Here is a 23839-nt window from a genome sequence, read left to right as displayed (position 1 = left end):
CTCCTCCGGCTTCAGGCAGCGGCGTAGCGGTTCGCGGGGCGGGCGAGCCCCAGCAGACCCCGGAGGGTGTCTGCCTCGTAGGCGTGTCGGAAGGCGCCCCGGCGTTGGAGTTCGGGCACCAGGATCCGGGTGATCTGTTCCAGGTCGTGGCCGATCGCTCCGGGGCGGAGCCGGAAGCCGCTCAGGCCGGCCCTGCTCCACTCAAGGAGCTGGTCCGCCAGTTGCCCGGGGGTACCCGTGAACACCTCGGCGTCGCTGGTCCAGGCGTAGCCCGCGAGGCCGTCCAGGCGGGCCTTGCGGTCCTCCGCCGCCCCGGGATCGTCGTCCAGGAACACCACCAGATCACCGAAGACGTGCAGCCGCTCCCCCGCCCGCCCTGCCGCGGCCTGGGCGGCGCGGATCTCGGCGACGACGGCGCGGGCCTGGTCGGTGTCGTGAGGGGTGACGTAACCGATGTCGGCGGAACGGCCCACCAGTTGGTAAGGCACCTTGTCGTGCGCGAGCGCGCTGACGACGGGCTGGCCCTGCGGCGGCCGAGGGGTGATCGAGGGGCCCTTGACACGGAAGTGCCTGCCCTCGAAGTCGATGTAGTGAAGCTTGTCGCGGTCGATGAAGCGCCCGGTGGCGACATCACGGATCTCCGCGTCGTCCTCCCAGCTGTCCCACAGGCGACGCACCACCTCGATGTGGTCGGCGGCCTCCTCGAAGAGCTCGGCGATCAGGTCCCGGCCTGCCGGGGTGTCCCGATCCTCGACGCGGAGAGGCGGGAAGGTGCGGCGGCCGAAGTGCGCGGCTTCGTTCTGCCGTGCCGTCACCTGGACGCGCAGGCCCGCGCGGCCGGTGCTGACGTAGTCAAGGGTGGCGATCGCCTTGGAGATGTGGAACGGCTCGGTGTGGGTCGCGACCACGGTCGGCACCAGCCCGATGTGCCGGGTCAGCGGTGCGACCCGGGCGGCGACCAGCACGGCGTCCAGTCGGCCCCGGACCTGGTCGGTGCGCCCGTCCGGCTCCGCGGGGTGCGAGGACTGCGGCCCGAGCGCGTCCTCGAAGGTCACGAAGTCGAGCAGGCCGCGTTCGGCCTCGGTCACGAGGTCGGCCCAGTAACCGGCGGTGAACAGGTCGTGGGGCCGGGCGCTCGGCTCGCGCCACGCGGCCGGGTGCCAGCCGGCGCCGTCCAGCGCCACGGCAAGGTGAAGAGGGGGATGTGCGGACACGGAAAGGGGGCCCTCCTGGTCGACCGTATGTGATCACCGGCCCTCGTGCGGAGGGCTCGATGGCGGGGAACAGGTCAGGAACGACAGAGTGCGCCGGCCACCCGTTGCAGATCGATGTGGGGGCGGGAGTACAGGCGGACGCAGCCGCGCGCGACGAGGACCCTGGCAGCCGGGACGAGCACGCGGGAAACGGGGGACACCACCGTCACCTCCGCTCTTCCGGCTGTTCGTCCTGCCCGGACCGGGGCCTGCCGCGCTCCGGCACGGCAGGCCCCCATGTCCTCGCAGCCTAGGCGGAGCTGGACGGGCGAAGGTGGAGAGCGTGTTGCGGCTCCATGAAACCGTCCGAATGCTCCTGACAGGGCCGGCAGGGCTGAGCGGCGGCCCCGCCCGCGATGTGCACCGCCCAGTCCAGGATCTGCACGGCCGCCCCCGCGGCCTCCAGTCCCCTGCAGTGGGCATGGTGCCTGCGGGCGATGCCGTCCAGGTCGAGGTGTCGGCCGAAGGCGGGGTGGGAGGCCAGTCGCCGTGCATAGGCCCACAGGTGCGGATGGTCGGCGATGCGGTGCACCGCGGCGGCGTCCAGGTGCAGGCGGTGCACGGTGTCGAGCTGGACCAGCGTCACCCACAACCGCACGTCGGCGGCGGTCATTTCGTCGCCCAGGAGGAAGTTCTGGTGGGCGAGCCGCCACTCCAGCGAGCCCAGGACGCCGAGCAGGAAACCGAGGGCGGACCGACGCACAGTGGCGTCGACGCCGGCCTGACCGGCTTGCTGTGCGGCTTCGTTGATGCGGTGGTCGCAGAGGTGCTCGACGGCCTCGATCTCCGCCTCGGCGCCGTGCGGGTACAGCTCGGGCCGATCTGGGGCGTCACCGGCGAAGCGTCGGCTCAGGTCGCTCAGGATGTCCGGGGTGTGCGTGCTGACGATCCGCCCCGTCCAGGTGTCGCTCAACACCGGTGCGGCGGCTGGTCCGGGATGCCGGTGTGAACTGGCCTCGTACAACGGGCGCAAGGCGGAGTGTCCGCCGTCGGGCCTGTCGGGCAGGGTCGGCAGCAGGACCACCGGGAGGGTCTCTTCCAGACCGAGCAGGCTGTGGGTGATGGCGATCCGCAGACAGTGGGGGCAGGACAGCGTGAGGTGGAGGCGGTAACGGCGCGGCACGGCGTAGTAGCCGCTGCTCGCGTCACTGCCGACCCTGCCCCGGAACGACGGCAGGGACGGCAGGGACGGCAGGGACGCGAGAGGGGTCAGGGGTGTGGCGGGCATGTGTCTCCCTGGGTGTCCAGGTCCGGCTTCCGGTGCTCAGAGGTGCGGCGGCGGCGCACGTGGGGGCACGGGCGCGCGGCGGCGTCGGCGCGTTCCCGTGACGCGACGGATTGCGGTGCCGGCGGATGCCGGCGGTTCAGCGCCGAGGACTCGCCGCGCTGCAGACACGCAGGAGATCGATGTGACGGCGGGAGGTCAGCAGGAGCGCCGGGCGGCCCACGCGCGCGGCGCGGTCGGCGGGCGACTCCAGACCCTCCATCATTTCCCACCCATCCACTAGGGATTCTGTATGGGAGTGTCGGGCGACCTTCTCACGTCGTCAAGAGGGAGTGCTCACATTCCTCGGCAGCGCGGGCGATCCGGGTGAGGTAGCCGATGCCGGGCACCATGACGGTCAGGCTGCTCGTCCGGTGGCCGCCGCCAGGGCCGTTCGGCTGCCAAGGGCGTCGGAGAACTGGTCGACGACCTGCGCGAGGGCCTCGGCCGGGCCCGGCGCGATGGTCAGGGCGCCGTCGTCACCCACCGTGAGGTCCTTGTCGAGTGTGAACCAGCCCGGGACGATGTGCGCGGCGCCCATGGAGCTGAGCACCGGGCGCAGGGCGTAGTCGATCGCCAGGACGTGCGCGGTGCTCCCGCCGGTCGCCAGCGGCAGGACCGTCTTGCCGACGAGGCCGTACTGCGGCAGCAGGTCGAGCAGGGACTTCAGCAGCCCGGAGTAGGCGGCCTTGTAGACGGGCGTGCCGATCACGACCCCGTCGGCGCGGGCGAACAGCTCGGTCGCCTCGACGATCGCCGGGTGACGGAAGTCGGCGCCGAGCAGCGCCTGGGCGGGGATGGTACGGACGTCCAGCGGGATCACCTCGTGTCCCTGGGCCGTGAGCCGCCGGTCCAGATGGCGCAGCAGTCGGGCGGTACGAGAGGTGGCGGAGGGACTTCCGGAGACGGACAGGACGGTGGCCATGGCGGACCCTTCGGGAGCGTGAGACTTGGCGTAAGACGGTTGCGGAGCCGCGTACCGCGGCCCCGCTTCCTGCAACGGCTACTTGTTGGTCTTGGGCAGGCCGAGCGGGTTGATCTCCGACCTGGTCACGGCCTCGTCGGACAGGCCCCAGCGCTGAAGCACCTTCGCGTACGTGCCGTTCTCGATGACCTCGTTGAGCGCGTCGGCGAGTGGCTTGGCCAGGCCGCTGTCCTTCTTGGTGGTGGCGGCGATGAGGCCCTGGAGGGTGGCGCCGGCGCCGGAGTACGTGCCGACGACCTCCGTCTTCCCGGTGGTGGCCGCGTGGTAGGCAGCGGTCGGGTTGGGGCCGAGGTAGAGGTCGATGCGGCCGGACTGGAGGGCGAGGTAGGTGTCGCTGTCGTTCTGGTAGTACTTGATGTTCACCGGCTTGCGGCCGGCCTTCTCGTTCTCCTTGCTCCACTCGACGAGCAGCTTCTCCTGGTTGGTGCCGGTGCCCACGGCGACGGTCTTGCCCGCCACGTCCTCGGGCCCGGTGATCTTCAGGCCGCTGCCCTTCTTCGCCTCGAAGCCCAGGTTGTCCTCGCGGTAGGTGGCGAAGTCGTACTTCTCCTTGCGCTCCTCGGTGACGGTGATGTTGCTGAAGCCGACGTCGTACTTGGCGCTGTCCAGGCCGACGAAGATGTTCTCCCAGGAGACCGTGTTGACGTGCAGCTTGAGGCCGAGCACGTCGGCGACCAGGGACGCGATGTCGGGCTCGACGCCGATGACGGTCTTGTTGTCGGTGGCGAAGAAGGTCAGGGGCGCCGCCGAGCCGGACGAGTCGACGATCTCCAGGGTGCCTCTCTTGCGGATCTCCTCCGGGACCTTGGCGGCTATGGAGTCGACCTTGTCGGTGGTGATGCGGTTCTGATCCGGGCTCAGGTTGATCGTCGTCTTGTTGCCCGAGGTGTCGGCGACCTCGGTCGTGCCGCCGTCGGAGGGGTTGCCGCATGCGGCGAGGACGAGAGCGGCGGTCAGTCCCAGCGCGGCGGCGGTGGTGCGGCGGATGATCGAGGTGGACACAGTCGTGCTCCTTGCTTGTGGAAAGGGGTGAGGGGTGGTCAGAGGACCTTGGAGAGGAAGGCGCGGGTGCGCTCGTGCTGCGGGTCGTCGAGTACGGCCGCGGGCGGGCCCTGCTCCACGACGACTCCGCCGTCCATGAACACCACGGTGTCGGCGACCTCACGGGCGAAGCCGATCTCGTGGGTCACGACGATCATGGTGGTTCCGGTGCGGGCCAAGTCCTTGATGACGTCCAGGACTTCGCCGACCAGCTCCGGGTCGAGCGCCGAGGTGGGTTCGTCGAAGAGCAGCACCTTCGGTTCGAGGGCGAGTGCGCGGGCGATGGCCACGCGCTGCTGCTGACCTCCGGAAAGCTGCCGCGGATACGCGTCGGCCTTGTCGGCGAGGCCGACCCGGTCGAGGAGCCGGCGGGCGGTCTCCCGAGCCTCCCCGCGCGGGCGGCGCAGCGCGGAGACCGGCGCCTCGACGAGGTTGTCCAGCACGGTCAGGTGCGGAAAGAGGTTGAAGTTCTGGAAGACGAACCCGATGTGGGTGCGCTGCTTCAGAACGTCCTTCTCCTTCAGCTCGTGCAGCTTGCCGCCGGAGCGGCGGTAGCCGATGAGCTCGCCGTCGATGCTGATCCAGCCGCGGTTGACCTTCTCCAGGTGGTTGATGGTGCGGAGCAGCGTGGACTTTCCGGAGCCGGACGGGCCGAGGATGACGGTGACCTCGCCGGCGCGGACCTTCAGGTCGACGCCGCGCAGCACTTCCAGCGGGCCGAAGCTCTTGTGGACGGCGTGCACGTCCACCATCACGCCGTCGGCCGTCGGCTTCACGTCCTTGACGGCCACCGTCACGTCACTCATCGGCTCTCTCCCAAGGAATTCAGGGGTACGACAGGCTGGTTGCGCTGTGCGGCCGCCGCACGCAGCTCGTGTACGAATCGCCGGGCGCGCTGGAGCGGGGTGGGCGGCAGGGTGCGGTTCGCTCCTCGGGCGAAGCGGCGCTCCACGTAGTACTGCGCGACCGACAGCAGGGTGGTGAGGACCACGTACCAGGCGGTGGCGACAAGGAGCAGGGGGATCACCCGCCCGTTGCGACCGTAGATCACCTGCACCTGGTAGAAGAGCTCGCCGATGGCCATCACGTAGACCACCGAGGTGCCCTTGAGCAGGCCGATGATCTCGTTGCCGGCCGTGGGCAGGATGGCGCGCATGGCCTGCGGCAGCACGATCCGGCGGATCTGCCGCAGTCGGGGGATGCCGAGTGCGGCGGCCGCCTCCAGCTGTCCGTGGTCGACGGCGATGACGCCGCCGCGCACGATCTCGGCGGCGTAGGCGGCCTGATGCAGCGTCAGACCGATGACCGCGGCGCCGATCGTGCCGATGAGACTGTTGCTGCCGACGGACCAGAACACCGGGCCGAAGGGGATGCCGACGCCCAACTCCTCGTACAGAGCACTCAGGTTGAACCAGAACACCAGCTGGACGATCATCGGGATGGACCGGAAGATCCAGATGTAGGTCCAGGCGACGGTCTGCAGCACCGGGCTGCGCGACAGCCTCATGAAGGCCAGGACAGTGCCGAGGAGAAAGCCGAGAACGGTGGCGTACGCGGTGAGCTGGAGGGTCACCCACACCGCCTGGACGATCGTCTCGGACAGGAAGTAGGCGCGGAAGACGCCCCACTCCCAGACCTGGTTGGTGGCCAGCCCGTGCACGAACTGGGCGACCAACACGATCACGGCGACGGCCGCCGCCCAGCGGGCGTAGTGGCGGGCGGGGACGACCTTGAGCGAGGCCGGGTCGTCCGGGGCGGGCCGTGTGTCGGGCCCGGTGCCCGGGGAGGCCGCGCCGGGTGGCGCGGCGGCGGAGTCTGTGGTGAGAGCCATCGTGGTGTTCCTGTGTGGTCGTTACGTGTGGTCGTCACGTGTGGTCGTCACGTGTGGTCGTCACGTGTGCTCGGGCGGGTTGACCCGGGACGAGTCGATCGCGGAGGCGGAGGTGCCCCACTTCTTGAGGATCCGGGCGTACGTGCCGTCCTCGATCAGCTCGTTGACGGCGGCCTGGAACGCCTTGGTGAGCGGGGAGCCCTTCTTGAAGGCGAAGCCGACGTCGAGGCGGTGGTACTCGCCGAGGAAGGCGGTCTGCGCGGCGGGCTGTGCCGCCTGGTAGCGCAGGCCGTTGATGGTCGACATGACGACGTCGATCCGGCCCTGCTGGAGCGCGGTGAGCGTCGCTCCGTTCTCCGAGTAGACCTTCACGTCGTACGGCTTCTTGCCCGCCTTGGCGCACACCCCCTTCTGTGCGGTGAGGGTCGCCTCGAAGGTGGTGCCGGCGCCGGTGCCGATGGTCAGCCCGCACAGCTGGGTGAGGTCGGTGACCTTCGTCGTGAGCGTGCTGTTGCCCTTCTTCACCGCGAAGCCCTGGCCGTCGTTGATGTAGGTGACGAAGTCGACGGTCTTCAGGCGTTCGGCAGTGACGCCGAAGTTGCCGGTGCCGACGTCGTACTTGCCGCTGCCGAGGGCGGGCAGGATCGTCTCGAAGGAGGCGTCCTGCCGCTCCAGCTTCACGCCGAGGACCTTGGCCACCGCGTCTGCGATGTCGATGTCCTGGCCGGCGGGCGGCTTGTCCTGCCCGTTCGGGTAGTACGCGCCGGGCGGGAAGCCGATCGAGCTGCCTACCCGAAGCGTGCCCGCCTCGCGTACGTCGGCCGGCAGCAGGGCGGCGACGGAGTCGACCTTGCTGACGGCGGCGATCGGGTCGTCGGTCGGCGCGGGGGATGCCTGGGCGCCCGCCGGTGTGGTGCCGGAAGTGTCGCCGGAGCCACAGGCGGTCAGCGCCAGTACGGGCAGCAGCGCGATGGTGGTAGCGGCGATACGCAGGCGTGTTCCGATGTCACGGGCGCTCACAGATGTGCTGCCTCTCCTTGGTGTGTTGCGGTTTCCGGCAGGTGCTTTTCGAAGGGCAGCGGACCGATGTTCTCCGGGTCGGCCTCCGTGTCGAAGAGCGGGGCGTAGCCGGTGGCCAGGTACAGACCGCGGGCCTCGGGCTGGCGCGGGCCGGTGGTCAGATAGATCCGCCGGTAGCCACGGGCGCTCGCCTCGCGCTCCAGTTCGGCGACGACCCGGCGGGCGAGGCCCCGCTGCCGGTGGGCGGAGTGGGTCCAGATCCGCTTCAGCTCGGCCGTGGTCGCGTCGTACCGGCGGAAGGCGCCGCCCGCGACCGGCTCACCGTGTTCGAGGAGCAGGAGCAGGACGCCGCCGTGCGGGGCGGTGAACTCCTCGTCGGGGTAGCGGGAGATCTCGGCGTGCGCGTCCTTGCCGTAGCGCCGGGAGTACTCCTCGCCGAGTTCCCGCAGCAGGGGCCGCACCCTGGGGTCGGAGACAGGGACGTGAATCACCGTCAGTTCTGGAGCGGACGTCATCCGTTCACCGCCGCGAGGGCGCCGCGCGCTGCCCGTTCGGCGTCGCGCTTGGCGACCTCCTCGCGGACGATCGGGATCACGTACCGGCCGAAGTCGATCGCGTCGCCCAGCAGGTCGTAGCCGCGGGCGGAGAGGATGTCGACGCCGAGGTCGTAGTAGTCGAGGAGCGCCTGGGCGACCGTCTCCGGGGTGCCGACCAGGGCGTTGGAGTTGCCGGACCCTCCGGTCGCGGCGGCGGTCGGGGTCCACAGGGCGCGGTCGTAGCGCTCCCCCGCCTCGGCGATGGCGATCAGCCGCTGCGAGCCGGTGTTCTCGGGGGCGCCGGTGCGGTGGCGCCGCTTGAGTCCTGCCGCGCCGCGGTCCCGGATGGCCCCTACGGTGCGATGTGCCTTCTCCCAGGCCAGTTCCTCGGTCGGAGCGATGATCGGCCGGAACGCCGCCTGGATGCGCGGCACGTCGGTGCGTCCCGCTGCCGCCGCCGCGGCCTTCACCGCCTCGATCTGGTCGGCGGTCCGCGCCAGGGGCTCGCCCCAGAGGCAGTAGATGTCGGCCTCCGCTCCCCCGGCCTCGTACGCGGCCGGCGACGAGCCGCCGAAGGAGACGTTCGGGCGCGGCTGCTGGACGGGGAAGACATCGCTGACGAAGTCGTGGAAGCGGTAGTGCTCGCCCTCGTGATCGAAGGGCTCGTGGGTGGTCCAGATCTTCTTGACGATGCTGATGTATTCGCGGGTGCGGGCGTAGCGCTCGTCCTTGGTGAGGGTGTCGCCCTCGCGGCCCTGCTCGTGGTCGTTGCCGCCGGTGATGAAGTGCACGGTGAGCCTGCCCTCGCTGATCTGGTCGAGGGTCGCGAAGGTCTTGGCGGCGAAGGTGGGGTACGAGACGTTCGGTCGGTGGGCGAGCAGGATCTGGAGCCGGTCCACCTTGGACGCGATGTACGCGGCGGCCGGTGCGGGGTCCGGCGATCCGGAGCCGTAGGCGAACAGCACACGGTCCCAGCCGTTGTCCTCGTGCGCCCGGGCGAGCCGGAGCGTGTACTCCCTGTCGAAGGCGGCGCCGGAGCGCGAGGTGGTCTCGGAGCCGTCGTTGGTGGCGGCGATGCCAAGGAACTCCACGGGCATGGGAGATGGCCTTTCCTCAAGTCCTTTGGTCCGTGCCGTGGGCAGCGGCACGCGGGCACGGCGGAGCAGAGCAACCTTCGGCGCGCCGGTGTGACGGCGCTTCAGGCGCTGGGAAACAGGGTGGTGAGAAGTGGTGACGACACCGAGGTAGGGACCTCGGGCGAGGTGAGGCGGCGGCAGCGCGCGTCAGGTCTCGCAGGGCCGCCCGTACGCAGACTCGGCGTATGTCGAGCGCATGGTGCGTAGGACGGTGCTACGAAGGAAAAAACTCGGCCCGCGACGGGGTCACCGAGGGAGGGAAGGGCCGGTCAGACGGCCCGCTGCCGCATCAGGCGCAACACGCGGCGGACCACACTCGACCGAAGTCGATGTGGTCGCGGGTGACCAGGCGCTGCTCGGCATTCATGCGACTAATTGAGCAGTACATCAGGGCTCTCGTCAACCACGGCCCGGATGCCGGACCGGCGTTGGGCGGTTCCTGGGCGTGGTTGACACATGCGCGCGGTGCACCCGTACGATCGGTGCCGGACCGGCTCCGCCGCGCGCGGCAGCCGTACCGGCCGCGTTGAGGGACGCGGCGAGTGTGATGACGACGGAACCCCGCCACCACCCTGTGCCCCGCGCTGTGCCTGCCCGGACCCCGCGAACGTGCGCCGCCGGGTGGCCACCGACGCCCACGCCTCCCTCACCTGGAGAGCCTCCTGATGGCCTCGCTGTCCGACGTCTGCGACCCCTCCCGCGTCTCCGCATCCGCCCCACCCCCACGACACGTGCAAGCCTCCGACGGCCAGGGCTCCGAGGCTGACCTTCCGCGAATCGTGCCGCGCCGACATGCCGGCCGCTGGCTGACGGCCGCCGCCGCGCTGCTGGTCTTCGCGATGCTGGTCAACTCCGTCGTCCGCAACCGCGCCTTGCAGTGGGATGTGGTCGGCCGGTACTTCACCACCACCGCCGTGCTCGACGGGCTGCTGCTCACGCTCTGGCTGACCGGCGTCGTGATGGTGCTCGGCTTCCTGCTCGGCACCCCCCTGGCCGTGATGCGACTGTCCGCCAACCCCGTGCTGCGCACGCTGAGCTGGGGCTATGTGTGGATCTTCCGATCCACCCCGCTGCTGGTGCAGCTGCTGTTCTGGTTCAACATCGGCGCGCTCTACCCGACGCTCGGACTCGGCATCCCCTTCGGGCCTGAGTTCGTCACCGTCAAGACGGTCAACCTGCTCGGTCCCACCCTCACCGCCGTCATCGGCCTGACCCTGCACGAAGCCGCCTACGCCGCCGAGGTGGTGCGCGGCGGCATCCTCTCGGTGGACGCCGGCCAGAAGGAGGCCGCCCAGGCTCTCGGCATCGGCAGGCGGCACACCCTGCGCCGGATCGTCATCCCGCAGGCGATGCGCTCCATCGTCCCGACCGCGGGGAACATGCTGATCGGCACCCTGAAGGGCACCAGCATCGTCAGCGTGCTGGCGGTGCACGACCTGCTGTACTCGGTACAGCTGGTCTACAACCAGACGTACCAGGTCATCCCGCTGCTGATGGTGGCCACCCTCTGGTACATCGCCGTCACCACCGTGCTCAGCGCGGGGCAGTTCTACGTCGAGCGCCACTACGCGCGCGGCTCCGCCCACGCGCTGCCGCCCACCCCCCTGCAGCGGCTCAGGACCCATCTGGCCGCGCTCCGTGCCCGGCTCGAGAGGGTGACCGCGCCCGAGGCCCGCCCGGCGGCCGGCGGTGACGGGTGAGCCCGACGGCCTCGTTCCGCCCCGCGGTGGACACGGGGCCGTGCACACCACGGGCCCCGCGGTGGACACGGGGCCGTGCACACCACACCATCCACTGCACCAGGAGGAGACGCATGAGCGTCCATGACATCCCCGACGCCCGCGAAGTCGACGCCCTCGAAACCGTCGACCACGACCACGACGGCGGTACCAGCACCGCCGGCGTTCCCGATCCGGAGGGCTTCGCCGCGGAGTGGGAGGAGTGGCACCGGGACAAGGACGCCCGGCTCGCCTCGGAGCACGGCTTCCTCGCGGTCACCGGTCTGCACTGGCTCTCCGCCGAGCCCCAGAGCTTCCCCGGCGTACCGGGGACCTGGTCGACGGGTCCCGAAGGCGTCTGCGTGGAGCTCGATGCGGGGACGGAACTCGTCGTCGACCGCGCGGTGGTGCGCGGGCGGCACCTCTTCGGCGTCGTTCCGGAGCGCGGTGGCGTCGACGCCGTCTGGGGCGACACGGTGATCGAGGTCGCCAAGCGCGGCGGCCACGACGTGGTCCGGCCGCGGCGCCCCGACCACCCGCTGAGGGTCGCCTTCACCGGCACGCCCGCGTACGCGCCCGATCCGCGCTGGGTGGTCACGGGTCGCTACGAGGCCTTCGACGAGCCGCGACCGACCACGGTCGGCGCATCCGTCGAAGGACTTCGGCACGTGTACGACGCTCCGGGCCGCGTCGTCTTCCGGCTGAACGGAAAGGAGTTGAGCCTGACCGCCTTCAACGGGCAGGCGCCCGGGAGCCTCACGGTGCTGTTCACCGACGAGACCTCGGGCGTCACCACGTACGCGGCCAACCGCCAGCTCCAGGTGGCCGCGCCCGGGCCCGACGGCGCGGTGGTGCTCGACTTCAACCGCGCCACCAACCTGCCCTGCGCCTACACCGACTTCGCCACCTGCCCGCTGCCGCCGGCCGAGAACCGGCTGCCCGTCGCGATCGAGGCCGGAGAGAGGATCCCCCACGAGCGCGGCCCGGTCTCCTAGCGGGGCCCTGCGGAAGACGACGAGCACGGATGTTGCCGCGGCGTGACGCTGTCATGGCCACCTCGTGGCGATGCCGTCCGCCTGCGGGCGTCGCCGCCCTGCACCGCCTAGCATCGCGGGGACGACCCTGCCGCTGGTGGTGCGGGGCCGTCCCCCGTCACAGCCAAGGGCAGGTCCCTCATGAGCATTTCCAGCACCCTGAGCGTCGACGAAGCAGAGCCACGATTGGCTGGGCTGCACGTGGTCGACGTCCGTGCCCCCGGCGAGTTCGCCTCCGGCCGCTTGCCGGGCGCCGTCAACGTTCCTCTGGAACGCATCGAGGGCAGTCTGGCGGACCTGCGGCACGCCGGCGAGAGCGGACCGCTGCTCCTGGTGTGCGCGTCCGGCGCCCGCTCCGAGAAAGGCGCCGCGGTCCTCGCCTCCCACGGCATCGCGGCCGCGAGCCTGACCGGCGGTACCCGGGCCTGGGCCGCCGCCGGCCACGCGCTCGAGTACCCGCCCGGTCCCGTACGAGCCGTGTGGGGGATGGAGCGTCAAGTGCGCTTCACCGCCGGTGCCCTGGTGCTGCTGGGCCTCGCTCTCGGTCTGCTCGTGCATCCGGCGTTCCAGCTGCTGTCGGCGGGGATCGCCGGAGGCCTGGTGTTCTCGGCGCTCACCGACACCTGCGGCATGGCGGTGGTCCTCGGCCGGCTTCCCTTCAACCGGCGCGGCGCGGCGCCTCACGGGTGACCCGCGCCGACGCTTCCGGCGCGGGTCACTCCCGTACGCGCGGCTCCGGCGGGGCGGGGATACGCCTTCCCGGGCCGAACCGGCCGAGCAGCGCGGTGAGGAGGACCGCCGTCAGTGCGCCGGCGACGACGCCGCTGCCCAGGATCGTTCGGGCCCAGCCGGGGAACCCGGCGTACAGGTCCGGGCTGAGCAGCGGCAGCAGTCCCGCGGTGAGCGCGAGCGCGGCCGTCAACGTACCCGTACCCGTGCCGGACAGGTCGGCGCGGCGCAGCATCTCGACGCCCATGACGGCGATGACGGCGTAGACGACGAGGGCGGAGCCGCCCACGACGGCCGCGGGGATGCCGGCCAGCGCCCGGGACACGGGCGTGGCCAGACCGAGGACGACCAGGAGCGCGCCGGCCCCGGCGGTCACGAAGCGGCTGCGGACTCCGGTGAGGCGGCCGATTCCGATGTTCTCGGCGCTGGTGACCATCAGGGACGTACCGAACAGCCCTCCGGCCAGGGAGACCAGGGCGTCGGCGCGGGCGACGCGCGGAACGTCTCTCTCGGGGGCGGGAGTTCGGCCGACGGTCTCGCTGTTGAGCACGGTCTGTCCGGTGATCTCGGCCAGCGTGGTGAGGCTGAACACGAGCAGGGGAAGGGCGGCCACCAGGTCGAACCGAGGTGTCCCGAAGGGCAGGAACGCGGGCAGCGCGAAGCCGCTCCCGGCCGCGGGGGCAAAGGCCCCGAGCCCGGTCGTCACCGCCACGACGGTGCCCGCCGCCATACCGATGAGGACGGCCGTCTGGCGCCAGACGCCGCGCAGGAGCACGTACGCGGCGACGGTCGCCCCGACCGTGAGCCCGGCGAGGAGGACAGCACGCGGCTCGCCCGTCCCGTCCGGGCCCGTGACGAGCCGGGCCGCGACCCGGATCATGGCTATCCCGATGAGCAGCACGGTCACGCCCATGACCAGGGGCGGGAAGAGCCGTACGACACGGGCGTACAGGGGCAGCACCGCCAGGAGCAGGGCCGCCGCCAGGAGGACGGCGCCGGCGGCGGTCGGCGCCCCGTGTTCCTGCGCGATCTGGAGGAAGAGCGCGGTCGCGGCGCCGCCGGGCAGCATGACGAACGGCAGGCGGCCGCCGATCCGCCACACGCCGAGGGACTGGAGCAGGGCGCCCGCGCCGCACAGCAGAAGGACGGCGCTGAGCAGCGAGGCCGTCGCACCGGGCGGCATCCTCAGCGTGCCGGCGACGAGGAAGACGGTGGAGACCGGGGCGGCGATCATCGCCAGGACATGCTGGGCCGACAGCGGCACGAGGCGCCGCAACGGCACCCGTGCGTCGACGGCTTCAGAGTCGGGGCCGGCAAGGGAGGCCTGGGTGGTCGTCATGCCGTGGCCTCCAGCCACGGGATGTCGGCGGCGGCGTAACGGTAGGCGCGGAATACGGCGTTGGGCTGGGACGGGAAGAGGCCCCGGACCTCGCTCTCCTCGTAGCCGGCGAAGTACGGGACGACGTACTCCCAGCACAGGTAGCCGTCCTTCGTCACCTCGAACAGCCGCCCGGACGGGGAGTCGGTGACGAGGGTGTTGCCGTTCGGCAGGCGCTGCGCGGAGCCCATGAAGGGCGCGAAGAAGAACTCGCGGGCCGGGTCGTGGTACTCCCACACGATGTCGCCGCCGGCCCGGTCGATCTCGATGACGCGGGAGTGGGGGACGTCGTGGCCCGGCCGGAAGACGCCGTTGTCGAAGACCAGCAGCCGGCCGTCGTCCAGTTCGGTGGGCGCGTGCTGCTGGCTGACCGTGCCGGGGCGGCTGCGCCAGAGGATCTCGCCGGTGTCACGGCTGATGACGACGACGGCTGAGACGCTGCGCAGGCTGGCGAGGATGTTGCCGTCCCGCAGGGGCGTGACGCTGTTGATCAGGGGCCAGTGCTCGCGGGCGTACGCCTCGTGCAGCGGGAATTCCTCGCGGTCGAGGTGCTCCGCCGCCCGCCATGACCACAGGAGTTCGCCGTCCGGGCCGACCTCCTTGATGGTGTCGGCCCAGACGACGCCGCCGGCGGCTTCGGAGCCGGGTACTCCGCCCCGCACGGCCGCGGCCTCGGCCCCGGACAGGGGTTCCAGGGCGGTGTAGAGGATGCGGCCGTCGTCGAGGTGGTGGGCGTCGTGGTGCTGGAGGGGGTCGCGGTGCTCGCGCAGCACGGTTCCGTCGGGTGCCGCGCGGAGCATGACGCCGCCCCGGTACTTGTGCCACATCGGGAAGAGGGCCTTCTCGCCCGGGAGTACACCGTTGTAGGCGAGGGTTCCGTCGGTGAGCAGGCGGGCGTGGCGGCCGGGGCGGTAGGGAAGGTCCCAGCGGTGGACGGTGCGGCCGTGGAGGTCGATGAGGTAGACCTCTCCGGTGCCGGTCAGCGGCGCGTAGAGGGTGTAGCCGTCGGACGCGGCGGTCTCGTCGAGGGCGATGAGGCCGGTGGGGCGTCGGCGGCGTGAATTCTGGTCGATCGGGGGCACGTCGGAACTCCTCGCGTCAAACTTTCTTTGATGAGAACAACGGGTTTGACGGTAGAGACGTTGTGTGACGAGCGTGTGTCGGGAGTACGAAACCGTCTCAGGGTTCCTGGCGCAGGCCGCGTAAGGTGCCATCAGGCACCGTCGACCAGGCAGAACGGCGCCGTGGGGCGGGGAAGGGCGGGACGATCCGTGGATGCCGCGAACACACCGCGGGTGGGCGCCGCCGTACGCCGTCGACGGCGGGCACTCGACCTGACGCTCGCCGAGGTGGCACGGCGCAGCGGGCTCTCCTCCCCGTTCCTCAGCCAGATCGAGAACGACCGGGCGCGCCCCAGCATGCGTTCGCTGCAGCGGATCGCGGACGCGCTCGGCACCACGGCGGTACAGCTGCTCGCGGCCTCGGACGAGACCCGCACGGTCGACGTGGTGCGCGCCGACGACGACAGCGGCCTCGACCGGGAGGCGCGCGTCCGCCCGGTGGTGCGCGGCCGCCATCAGCTGCACGCGCTGGAGTTCGTCGGCGAGCACGAGGCGGACCGCGAGTTCCAGCACCGCAACGACGAGCTGATGTACGTGGCGGACGGCTCGGCGGAGGTGGAGGCCGACGGCCGGATCCACCGGCTGGGCCGCGGGGACACGCTGCTGCTGTCCGGCGGCGTCCGGCACCGCTGGCGCACCACCGAACCGGGCTCGCGGGTCCTGGTGGTCGCGGTCGGCGACCACGTGGAGGTACTGGAGTCCTGACGGGGCGGTGCCGCAACGTCATGTTCGCCGCAACTCGCTGCTCCGGTACCGGAATTCCGGCTCCCTGTGAACGACATGTGGCGCCGTCGCTCCCCGTCCGGTCCGGTTCGGGTGCCGTCACATGTTCTTCATGCCGTGTGCATGGTCCTGGTGCGGCTCTCCCGCCCATGATCGGCAGAACCCGTACCCCGCACCCGAGGAGCCGTCAGCCATGCCCAGCCGCCGTACCTTCCTGGCCGGTTCGACCGCCGCGCTCGGTCTGGCCGCCGTCACCGCCGCCCCCGCGGAGTCGGCGCAGACAGCGTCCGGGCTGACGGACTCCGGCGTGGCGGAGGCATCGGCCACCCGGCCGCCGAACGTCGTCGTCATCCTCGCCGACGACCTCGGCTACGGAGAGCTCGGCGCCTACGGCCAGAAGCTGATCACCACCTCCCGCCTGGACCGGCTCGCTGCCGAGGGGCTCCGCTTCACCGACGCCTACTCCACCGCCGCCGTCTGCGCCCCGTCACGCTGCTCCCTGCTGACGGGCCTCCACACCGGCCACTCCACGGTGCGCGCCAACCCCTCCTCCGGCGGCCAGGGTTCACTCACCGCCCACGACACCACCTTCGCCGAGGTGCTCCGGGCCCGCGGCTACCGCACCGCCGTGATCGGCAAGTGGGGCTTCGGACCGGAGGCCGCCGGCCAGGACAGCCACCCGGCCGCCCGCGGCTTCGAGGAGTTCTACGGCTACATCGACCACAGCCACGCCCACCAGTACTACCCCGCGTACCTCTGGCACAACGACGTCAAGGAACCCATCCCCGCCAACGCCGCCGGCGCGAAGGCGGTGTACGCCCCGGACCTCCTGGAGCAGCGCGCCCTGGAGTTCATCGGCGACCACGCCTCCGAGCCGTTCCTCCTGTTCCTCACCCCGAACGTCCCGCACGCCCCCAGCGACATCCCCGACTCCAGTGCCTACGCCGACCGGACCTGGACGGCCGCGAACAAGGGGCACGCGGCCCAGGTCACGTACTTCGACTCGCTCGTCGGCAAGGTGGTCGACCGGCTCCGGGAGCTCGGCCTGGAGCAGGACACGATCGTCCTCGTCACCAGCGACAACGGCCCCCACGAGGAGGGCGGGGTCAACCCCGACCTGTTCGACGCGAACGGCCCGCTGCGCGGCTACAAGCGCAACCTCTACGAAGGCGGCGTACGCGTCCCCCTCATCGCCTGGGGCCCCGGCCGAGTCCGGCAGGGCACAAGCGACCGTCCCACCTCGCTGACCGACGTGCTCCCCACCCTGGCCGAGCTCGGCGGCGCCCCCTCCCCCACCGATGTGGACGGACTGTCCGCCGCTCCCCTGCTCGCAGGCAGCGCGGACTCGGCACGCCACGGACACCTGTACTGGTTCCGCGACGAGTGGGGCGTCACCAGCAGGGCCAACTCCCAGGACGGCGGGCGTGCCACCTGGCTCGCCGAGGCGGTCCGTAGGGACGACTGGAAGGCCGTGCGCTTCGCCCCCGAGCGGGACCACACCCTCCCCGACGAGCAGTGGCAGGTGGAGCTGTACGACCTGGCTGCCGACATCGGCGAGACCCGCAACATCGTCGACAAGCACCCGGCGAAGGCCACGGAACTGGTGGCGTTGATGCGCTCCTCCTGGAAGGACAGCTATGCGCGCATCCCGTTCGGGACCCGTCTGGCCCTGCCCGGTCTGGCCGTCCCCGGCCAGGCGTTCACCGTGACGGCCACCCTCGACAACGGCTCCTCCCGCCCGTGGACCGCGGCCTCGCTCGCTCTGCGCGCCCCTGACGGCTGGACCGTGACCCCCACCTCCCCGACCACCGCGGACCAGCTCGCCGCAGGCGGCCGGCTCACCGCTTCCTGGCAGGTCACCCCGCCCGCGAACACCGCCCCCGCGACCACGTGGACGCTCACCGCGGAGGGCAGCGCCCTCACTCCGGCCGGCCCGGTCCGCTACCCGGCGACGGGCACGGTCCCGACGCCACCCCCTGCCCCCACCCGCGACTCCTACCTCTCCGACCTCACCTGGATCAGCGCCACCAATGGCTGGGGACCGGTGGAGCGTGACACCTCCAATGGCAAGAACGCCGCGGGCGACGGCCCGCTGATCTCCTTCGGCGGTACGACCTACCCGAAGGGCCTGGGCGTCCACGCCCCCAGCGACATCGGGTACCACCTCGGCGGTGCCGCACTCCGTTTCACTTCCCTGGTCGGCATCGACGACTTCTCCGCCAAGCAGAGCTCCGTCGGCGCGACCCGCGCCAAGGTCTACGGCGACGACCTCCTGTTGCTGACCACCCCCACCCTCACGGCGGCCACCGGCCCGGTCCAGGTCGACCTGGACGTGCGCGGCGTCCGCGTCCTGCGGCTGGTCGTCGAGGACGCCAACAACCGCACGTCCTTCGACCACACCTCCTGGGCCCTGGCCCACGTCACCGTGGGCTGACGTCCCGCGTCCGCCACAAGTCCGGAGGCCGTTTCCGAACTTCGGAGGCCGTTTCCGAACACTCGGAAACGGCCTCTTCACGGCGGACGGACGGTGCTACGCAGGGTCGGCGGCCACCCGGAACCCGATGTTGCCGGTCGAACTGTCGGGCGTGTTGGAGCTGCGGGCGGCCACCCGGTAGCGGTTGCAGTAGGAGTCGTGGCACAGGTACGAGCCGCCGCGCATCGCCCGTGAGCTCTCCTCGTCCGGGGTGAACCAGTCCGCGCACCACTCCCAGACGTTGCCCACCGTGTTGTAGAGCCCGAAGCCGTTGGGGCGGAAGGACTTCACGGGGGCCGTGCCCACGTAGCCGTCGGCGGCGGTGTTGAGGTCGGGGAAGTCGCCCTGCCATATGTTGCACATGTGGCGGCCGCCGGGCGTGAGCTCGTCGCCCCACGGGTACCGGCGCTGCTCCAGACCGCCGCGGGCCGCGTACTCCCACTCGGCCTCGGTGGGCAGTCGGGTGCCGGACCAGGCGCAGTAGGCCTGGGCGTCGTTCCAGGACACGTGGACGACGGGGTGGTTCTGCCGGTCGGTGACGTGTGAACCGGGCCCCTCGGGGCAGCGCCAACTGGCCCCCTCCACCGCCCGCCACCAGGGGACCGCCGCCACCGGCGGGGAGATGTCGGCGACCGGGTCGGCGAGGAAGGCCCCGAACGTGAAGGAGAAGCCGAAGCGTTCGGCCTCGGTGATGTGGCCGGTGGCTTTGACGAAGGTGGCGAACTGCGCGTTGGTCACGGCCGTGGCCGCGATGCGGAAGGGCTCCACGGCCACCTCGCGGACCGGCCCCTCCGCGTCCGCGGGGAAGCCCTCGGGGTCGTCGGCGCCCATGAGGAAGCGCCCTCCGGGCAGGGTGAGCAGCTGCCGGGCCACCCGGGAGGGCGCGAGCGCGGGGCGTGGCGGTGCGAGGGTCATCACGGGGGCGTGGGCGTGGCCTGGGGTGCAGCATTCGGGCATGACGGCTCCGTCGGAACGATGGGGGGCCGGCACCCGTGCCTCGCGACACGGGTGCCGGCCGGTGGTACCGAGTGCGGGTCAGGCCACTCGGTCGGCGGCGAGCTGGGCGGCCAGGGCGGGGATGCCCAGCGCCTGTTCCTCGGCCGGTGTGGCCTGATACAGCTTGTTGGTCAGCTGGTACGGGTCGTTCGCCAGGTCGTAGTACTCGCGGAACTTCACCTGGCCGGTGCCGGACACCGTGCCGTTCGCGTCGGTCGTCAGGTCGTAGTACTCCGTGTACTGCTTGTCCTTGGCCACGTACGAGGACCAGGTGGGCGCCCCGCCGGCGCCGGTGCCCTGCTTCCACCACTCCACCAGCAGGTGGTCGCGGTTGTAGGAGGAGAGCAGGGACCTGCCGTCCTGCGGGGCGCTCGGGGTGATGCCCGCCGCGTCGAGGATGGTCGGCGCGATGTCGATGTTGGCGACGATGCGGTTGTCCACGGTCCCCGCGCCCAGCCCGCCGGCCGGCCAGGAGAGGTAGAACGGCACCTCGTGCGCCGGGCGGTAGGGCACCGACTTCGCGGTCCAGCCGTGGTCCGCCCAGCTGAAGCCGTTGTCGCCGATGTAGATGACGAGGGTGTTGTCCAGTTGCCCCAGGGCCTGGAGCTTGTCCTTGAACGCCTGCACCGCGTCGTCGACGGAGAGCAGGGTGCGCAGCTGCTCGGCGCGGATGGTCTGGCCGTCGGCGAGGGTGCCGGTGGCGTTCCTGATGTAGGCCGGCTTGTCGCTGCGGTCGTTCTCGGGGACGGAGGGGCGGCCGTTCCAGTCCGGGACCGGGGCGCCGGCGTACTTCGCCTCGGGGGTGCGCGGGCCGTGGGACGCGTAGGGCGTGACGTACGCGAACCAGGGCCGGGCGTCGGTGGCGGCCTTGTCGAGGAAGTTCAGGGTGCGGTTCTTGACGATGGTGGTGGTGTAGCCGTTGATCGTCTGTACGGTGCCGTTGACGTTCCACTGGGCGTCGACGTATCCGGGCTGGAGGAGGGCGAACTCCTCGAAGTGCGGCGGGTTGTCCGCCAGGGTCCAGGAGTTGAGGTACTTGCCGAACAGGCCGGTGCGGTAGCCCGCCTGCTTCAGGTACTTCTGCAGTGTGGTGCTCTGGTCGAGCGCGTGGGAGGCGCCGTTGTTGCGCACGCCGTGGTTGTGGGCGTGGCGGCCGGAGAAGACGCTGGAGCGCGAGGGCGCGCACAGCGGGGTGGTGACGTGGCCGTTGGTGAACTTCACGCCCTGGTCGGCGAGCCAGGCCACGGTCTTGGGCAGGGCCCACTCGGTGTGCTTGGGCTGGTCGTCGGTGACGATCAGCAGGATGTTCGGGCGGCCGGCGGCAGCGGCGGGGCCGGCTCCTGCGACCTGCGCGAAGGCGGGTACGGCGGTCGCGGCCGCCACGGCGGCGGCGCCGCCGAGAAAGCCTCTGCGGCTCACCGGGGGGCGTCGGTTGTCGCTCATGATGTCCATTCCTCCTGGGTGCGTCTGCACATGGGGGCACAGCGGACGAACGGACGATGGGTCAAGCCGTCGGCCGCGGTGCGGAAGGGGGAGAGACGGGAGTCAGGCGGGGCGCCAGGTGGGGATCCCGTGGGGGGAGGGCGCGCTCAGCGCGCCGGGGCGACCGTACACAGGGCGCTGGCCACGTGCCCTTGGTCGACGTGGCGGCGCGCAGTGAGGATTACTGCTGCCATGACCACGACAGTAGGCGACACGGAACCGCCCTTCCATATACGGCAGATGAAATAGGCGGCCGGACTACGGGAACCGTGAACAGGATCGCCTGCGACCGCGACCGCCACTGGGACCGCGACCGCGACGCTCACGGCCCGGCGGCAGGGCCGTTACGTCGCCAGGGCGGACCGCGCTGTCCCAGAATTCGGGGGATGCACTCCCGCCGCGACCTCCCCGACCATGGGCGACAGTACGTGTCCACACAAGCCCTCTACCACGCCGACAGGGCAGGGATCGGACGGTCGACCGGTGCGAAGGTTCACGGTGCTCTGCGGGGGCTACATCGTCAGCATGACGGGCACGGCGCTGACCGCGTTCGCGCTCACCGTCTGGATCTATCTGGAAACCGGCTCGACGATCCAGTTCGCCATCGGTTTCATCCTGTCACTGCTGCCCGCGATCGCGCTCTCCCCCTTCGCCGGAGCGCTGGTCGACCGCTGGAACCGGCGCACGGTGATGCTCGCCGGCGACATGGTCGGGGTGTGCACGAGCCTCTCCCTGGCCGTGCTCTCCGGCCTGGGTGTTCTTCAGCCCTGGCACATCTTCGTCACCATCACCATCCGCTCGGCACTGGGAGCATTCCTCGTACCGGCGCTGAACGCGAGCGTGACGCAGCTCGCCCCGCGAAACCAACTGGGCCGCGCCAACGGAATGGTGATGACCGCGACCGCGGTGAGCCAGACCGTGGCTCCGGCACTCGGCGGGCTGCTCATCGTCGCGATCGGTCTCCCCGGAATCCTCGCCATCGACTGCGCGACGTTCCTGCTCAACATCGCCATCCTCCTCCGGATCCGCATACCCCGGCCCGCCGCGCCTGAGGACGGACCGGCCGGCATCTTCGGAGAGATCAGCGAGGGCTGGCGTCACCTCGTCACCAGGCGCGGTCTCGTCCCGCTGCTCTGCTTCTACGCCGCGCTCAATCTGGCGGTCGGTTTCGTCGATGTCCTTTTCACGCCGCTGGTGATCGGAATGGCCTCGGTGACGGCGCTCGGTGCGGTGCTGACGGCCGGCGGCGTCGGCATGTTCCTCGGCGGCGCCACCATGGCCGCGTGGGGAGGGCCGCCGAAACGGATCCACGGCATCGCCGGGCTGGCCGTGCCGCTCGGGTTCTTCCTCTGCCTGGGCGCCCTGCGCCCGAACATCGCCCTGGTCGCCGTCGCCGCCTTCGGCTTCCAGTTCTGCTCGATGATCATCGATGGCACCAGCCGAAGTGTTCTGCAGACCGAGGTGGAGCCCGGCATGCAGGGCCGCGCCTTCGCCGCCTTCAACATGATCACCAACACGGTGCTGTTCACCGGCTACATGCTCGCCGGGCCCGTCTCCGAGCGGATCTTCGAACCGCTGCTGCGTCCGGACGGCGCCCTGGCCGACACCGTCGGCCTGGTGATCGGCGTCGGTTCCGGACGCGGCTCGGCCTTCCTCATCCTGCTGCTCGGGGTGGCCGTCCTGATCGTTGCGCGGCTCGGCTACCTCTCACGCGACCTGCGCGCCCTGCGCGACGACGTGCCGCTGACCGCCCCGGCAGCCAAGGACGCGGCACCGAAGCCGCAGGCCGACGCAGCAGGTTCCTCCTCGACCCGTGAACCGGCCGCCCGCCCATGACCACCACCGACCAGGAGGAACCCGGCATGGACCACGACCCGGTCGCCGCCGGCGGAGCAGACGCCCCCGCCGATCTGTTCCCCAACGGCTACGACCCCTTCGACTTCCGGATCCACGAAGACCCCTATCCGTTCTACGCCTGGATGCGGGAGCACGCTCCCGTGTACCGCAACGAGGAACGGGACTTCTGGGCCCTGTCCCGCCACGCCGACGTCGTCGACGCGCTGCGCAGACCGCAGCGGTTCTCCAACCGGTTCGGCATCTCACTGGAACCCGAACTATGGGGTCCGCATGCCGCCAAGACCAGCTTCTTCCTCGCCATGGACCCACCCGACCACGGCGTCTATCGCGCGTTGATCTCCAGCGCCTTCACCCCGCGCCACGTGGCCGCGATGGAGGCGCGGATCCGCGAGATCACCCGCGACCGGCTCGAGGCCCTGCGCGGTCAGCAGCGCTTCGACTTCGCCACCGACTACGCTGCCGCCCAGCCCAACGACGTCCTGTGCGAGATGCTCGGCATACCCGAGTGGGACTGGGACCTGATCCGCGCAGACACGGATGCGCTCAACGTACGCGAAGACATGTCCGACGAGCGGGGACCGACGGCGACAGCGGCAGCGCTGCGCATGGCCCAGTACTTCGTCGGACTCGTCACCGACCTTCGCAAGAGCCCCGGCCAGGACCTGACCTCGACCCTGATCGCGGCAGAGGTCGACGGCCGACGACTGACCGATTCGGAGATCGTCGGATTCCTCTTCGTCATGGTCGGAGCAGGCAATGAATCCACCGGCAAGACCATTGGCAACGCCTGGTACCACGGGCATCTCGATCATGAGATACAGCAGGCCGGGCTGAACGGGCAGGCCGACAAGTGGGCGAGCGAGACGCTGCGCTACGACTCGGCGAGCCAGATGGTCGCCCGTCGCCTCACCGAGGACACCGTTCTGCACGGCGTCCGGCTGCGCGCGGGCGCCCGGATCGCCATCCTGCCCGCGTGCGCCAACCGCGACCCCCGGGTCTTCCCCGACCCCGAGCGCTTCGACCTGGATCGCGACACCAGCAAGATGATCAGCTTCGGGCACGGACCGCATCACTGCCTCGGCTCGGTACTCGCCAAACTCGAGATGCGTATCGCACTGGAGGAGATCGGCGCTCTCGTGTCCGCGTACGAGATCGACCTCGACCGCGCCCGCCGTGTCCACACCCCGCACCAGCGCGGTTTCGCCGCTCTCCCGTGCGAGGTCTCCTGGCGCACCGCACGGGCCCACTGACCTCGGCCGCTG

General features: G+C 70.9%; 21 protein-coding genes. 7 read left to right on the top strand and 14 right to left on the bottom strand.

Going from position 1 to position 23839, the window contains the following annotated elements:
• Positions 1–11: 11 nt before the first annotated feature.
• The 10 genes from VIU94_RS14640 to VIU94_RS14600 form a co-directional block, all read right to left on the bottom strand.
• Entirely contained in the window at positions 12–1214 is a 1203-nt protein-coding gene (locus VIU94_RS14640; RefSeq protein ID WP_331911505.1) for an LLM class flavin-dependent oxidoreductase, read from the bottom strand.
• Between the two features lie 74 nt (positions 1215–1288).
• Positions 1289–1492, bottom strand: a complete 204-nt coding sequence (locus tag VIU94_RS44720; protein WP_414720952.1) for a putative leader peptide — start codon at positions 1490–1492, stop codon at positions 1289–1291.
• A gap of 11 nt (positions 1493–1503) precedes the next feature.
• Positions 1504–2481 (bottom strand): glutathione S-transferase C-terminal domain-containing protein, encoded by a 978-nt coding sequence (locus tag VIU94_RS14635; RefSeq protein ID WP_331911503.1) that lies wholly within the window; start codon positions 2479–2481, stop codon positions 1504–1506.
• Positions 2482–2875: 394 nt separating this feature from the next.
• Positions 2876–3442 carry an NADPH-dependent FMN reductase gene (gene ssuE / locus VIU94_RS14630; protein WP_331911501.1) on the bottom strand — a complete coding sequence of 189 codons (567 nt, stop codon included), beginning with the start codon at positions 3440–3442 and terminating at the stop codon, positions 2876–2878.
• Between the two features lie 78 nt (positions 3443–3520).
• Positions 3521–4504, bottom strand: a complete 984-nt coding sequence (locus tag VIU94_RS14625) for an ABC transporter substrate-binding protein (RefSeq protein ID WP_331911499.1) — start codon at positions 4502–4504, stop codon at positions 3521–3523.
• Between the two features lie 38 nt (positions 4505–4542).
• Positions 4543–5349: an amino acid ABC transporter ATP-binding protein gene (locus VIU94_RS14620; protein ID WP_331911497.1), complete on the bottom strand. Its 807-nt coding sequence runs from the start codon at positions 5347–5349 to the stop codon at positions 4543–4545.
• Positions 5346–6374 carry an amino acid ABC transporter permease gene (locus tag VIU94_RS14615; protein ID WP_331911495.1) on the bottom strand — a complete coding sequence of 343 codons (1029 nt, stop codon included), beginning with the start codon at positions 6372–6374 and terminating at the stop codon, positions 5346–5348. Before VIU94_RS14615 ends, VIU94_RS14620 begins: the two co-directional genes overlap by 4 nt.
• Positions 6375–6434: 60 nt before the next feature.
• Positions 6435–7394 (bottom strand): ABC transporter substrate-binding protein, encoded by a 960-nt coding sequence (locus VIU94_RS14610; protein ID WP_414720951.1) that lies wholly within the window; start codon positions 7392–7394, stop codon positions 6435–6437.
• A complete protein-coding gene (locus VIU94_RS14605) occupies positions 7391–7909 on the bottom strand; it encodes a GNAT family N-acetyltransferase (RefSeq protein WP_331911493.1) in 519 nt (172 codons plus the stop codon). Before VIU94_RS14605 ends, VIU94_RS14610 begins: the two co-directional genes overlap by 4 nt.
• On the bottom strand, positions 7906–9027 hold the full coding sequence (locus tag VIU94_RS14600; RefSeq protein WP_331911491.1) for an LLM class flavin-dependent oxidoreductase: 1122 nt from the start codon (positions 9025–9027) through the stop codon (positions 7906–7908). Before VIU94_RS14600 ends, VIU94_RS14605 begins: the two co-directional genes overlap by 4 nt.
• 704 nt (positions 9028–9731) lie before the next feature.
• On the opposite strand from VIU94_RS14600, the gene VIU94_RS14595 reads away from it, so the two are divergent.
• From VIU94_RS14595 to VIU94_RS14585, 3 genes are all read left to right on the top strand, one after another.
• On the top strand, positions 9732–10766 hold the full coding sequence (locus VIU94_RS14595; protein ID WP_331911489.1) for an amino acid ABC transporter permease: 1035 nt from the start codon (positions 9732–9734) through the stop codon (positions 10764–10766).
• A gap of 113 nt (positions 10767–10879) precedes the next feature.
• The gene (locus VIU94_RS14590; RefSeq protein ID WP_331911487.1) at positions 10880–11779 is read left to right on the top strand and encodes a DUF1684 domain-containing protein; all 900 of its coding nucleotides are present in this window, start codon (positions 10880–10882) and stop codon (positions 11777–11779) included.
• A 180-nt stretch (positions 11780–11959) separates the two neighbouring features.
• Entirely contained in the window at positions 11960–12508 is a 549-nt protein-coding gene (locus VIU94_RS14585) for a rhodanese-like domain-containing protein (protein ID WP_331911485.1), read from the top strand.
• Between the two features lie 25 nt (positions 12509–12533).
• On the opposite strand, the gene VIU94_RS14580 is transcribed toward VIU94_RS14585, so the two are convergent.
• Positions 12534–13886, bottom strand: coding sequence for a uracil-xanthine permease family protein (locus VIU94_RS14580; protein WP_331911483.1), 1353 nt, complete (start codon positions 13884–13886; stop codon positions 12534–12536).
• The gene (locus VIU94_RS14575; protein WP_331911481.1) at positions 13883–15007 is read right to left on the bottom strand and encodes an arylsulfotransferase family protein; all 1125 of its coding nucleotides are present in this window, start codon (positions 15005–15007) and stop codon (positions 13883–13885) included. Before VIU94_RS14575 ends, VIU94_RS14580 begins: the two co-directional genes overlap by 4 nt.
• A gap of 189 nt (positions 15008–15196) precedes the next feature.
• Between VIU94_RS14575 and relB the strand changes: the two genes are divergently transcribed.
• Together relB and VIU94_RS14565 are read left to right on the top strand one after the other, a co-directional pair.
• Complete coding sequence (gene relB, locus VIU94_RS14570; protein ID WP_331911479.1) at positions 15197–15751, top strand: type II toxin-antitoxin system RelB family anti-toxin; 555 nt, start codon at positions 15197–15199, stop codon at positions 15749–15751.
• A 211-nt stretch (positions 15752–15962) separates the two neighbouring features.
• Positions 15963–18203, top strand: coding sequence for a sulfatase family protein (locus tag VIU94_RS14565; protein WP_331911477.1), 2241 nt, complete (start codon positions 15963–15965; stop codon positions 18201–18203).
• A 96-nt stretch (positions 18204–18299) separates the two neighbouring features.
• On the opposite strand, the gene VIU94_RS14560 is transcribed toward VIU94_RS14565, so the two are convergent.
• Positions 18300–19157: a formylglycine-generating enzyme family protein gene (locus VIU94_RS14560; protein ID WP_331911475.1), complete on the bottom strand. Its 858-nt coding sequence runs from the start codon at positions 19155–19157 to the stop codon at positions 18300–18302.
• A gap of 120 nt (positions 19158–19277) precedes the next feature.
• Complete coding sequence (locus tag VIU94_RS14555; protein ID WP_331911473.1) at positions 19278–20681, bottom strand: sulfatase family protein; 1404 nt, start codon at positions 20679–20681, stop codon at positions 19278–19280.
• 522 nt (positions 20682–21203) lie between these two features.
• On the opposite strand from VIU94_RS14555, the gene VIU94_RS14550 reads away from it, so the two are divergent.
• Together VIU94_RS14550 and VIU94_RS14545 are read left to right on the top strand one after the other, a co-directional pair.
• Positions 21204–22556: an MFS transporter gene (locus tag VIU94_RS14550; protein WP_331911471.1), complete on the top strand. Its 1353-nt coding sequence runs from the start codon at positions 21204–21206 to the stop codon at positions 22554–22556.
• On the top strand, positions 22553–23827 hold the full coding sequence (locus VIU94_RS14545; RefSeq protein ID WP_331911469.1) for a cytochrome P450: 1275 nt from the start codon (positions 22553–22555) through the stop codon (positions 23825–23827). Before VIU94_RS14550 ends, VIU94_RS14545 begins: the two co-directional genes overlap by 4 nt.
• Positions 23828–23839 lie beyond the last annotated feature (12 nt).

It is taken from the genome of Streptomyces sp., from assembly GCF_036566765.1.
GTDB lineage: Bacteria > Actinomycetota > Actinomycetes > Streptomycetales > Streptomycetaceae > Streptomyces.
The sequence above is the reverse complement of the archived record's forward strand: the minus strand, read 5'-3'. Positions and strand labels throughout refer to the sequence as shown.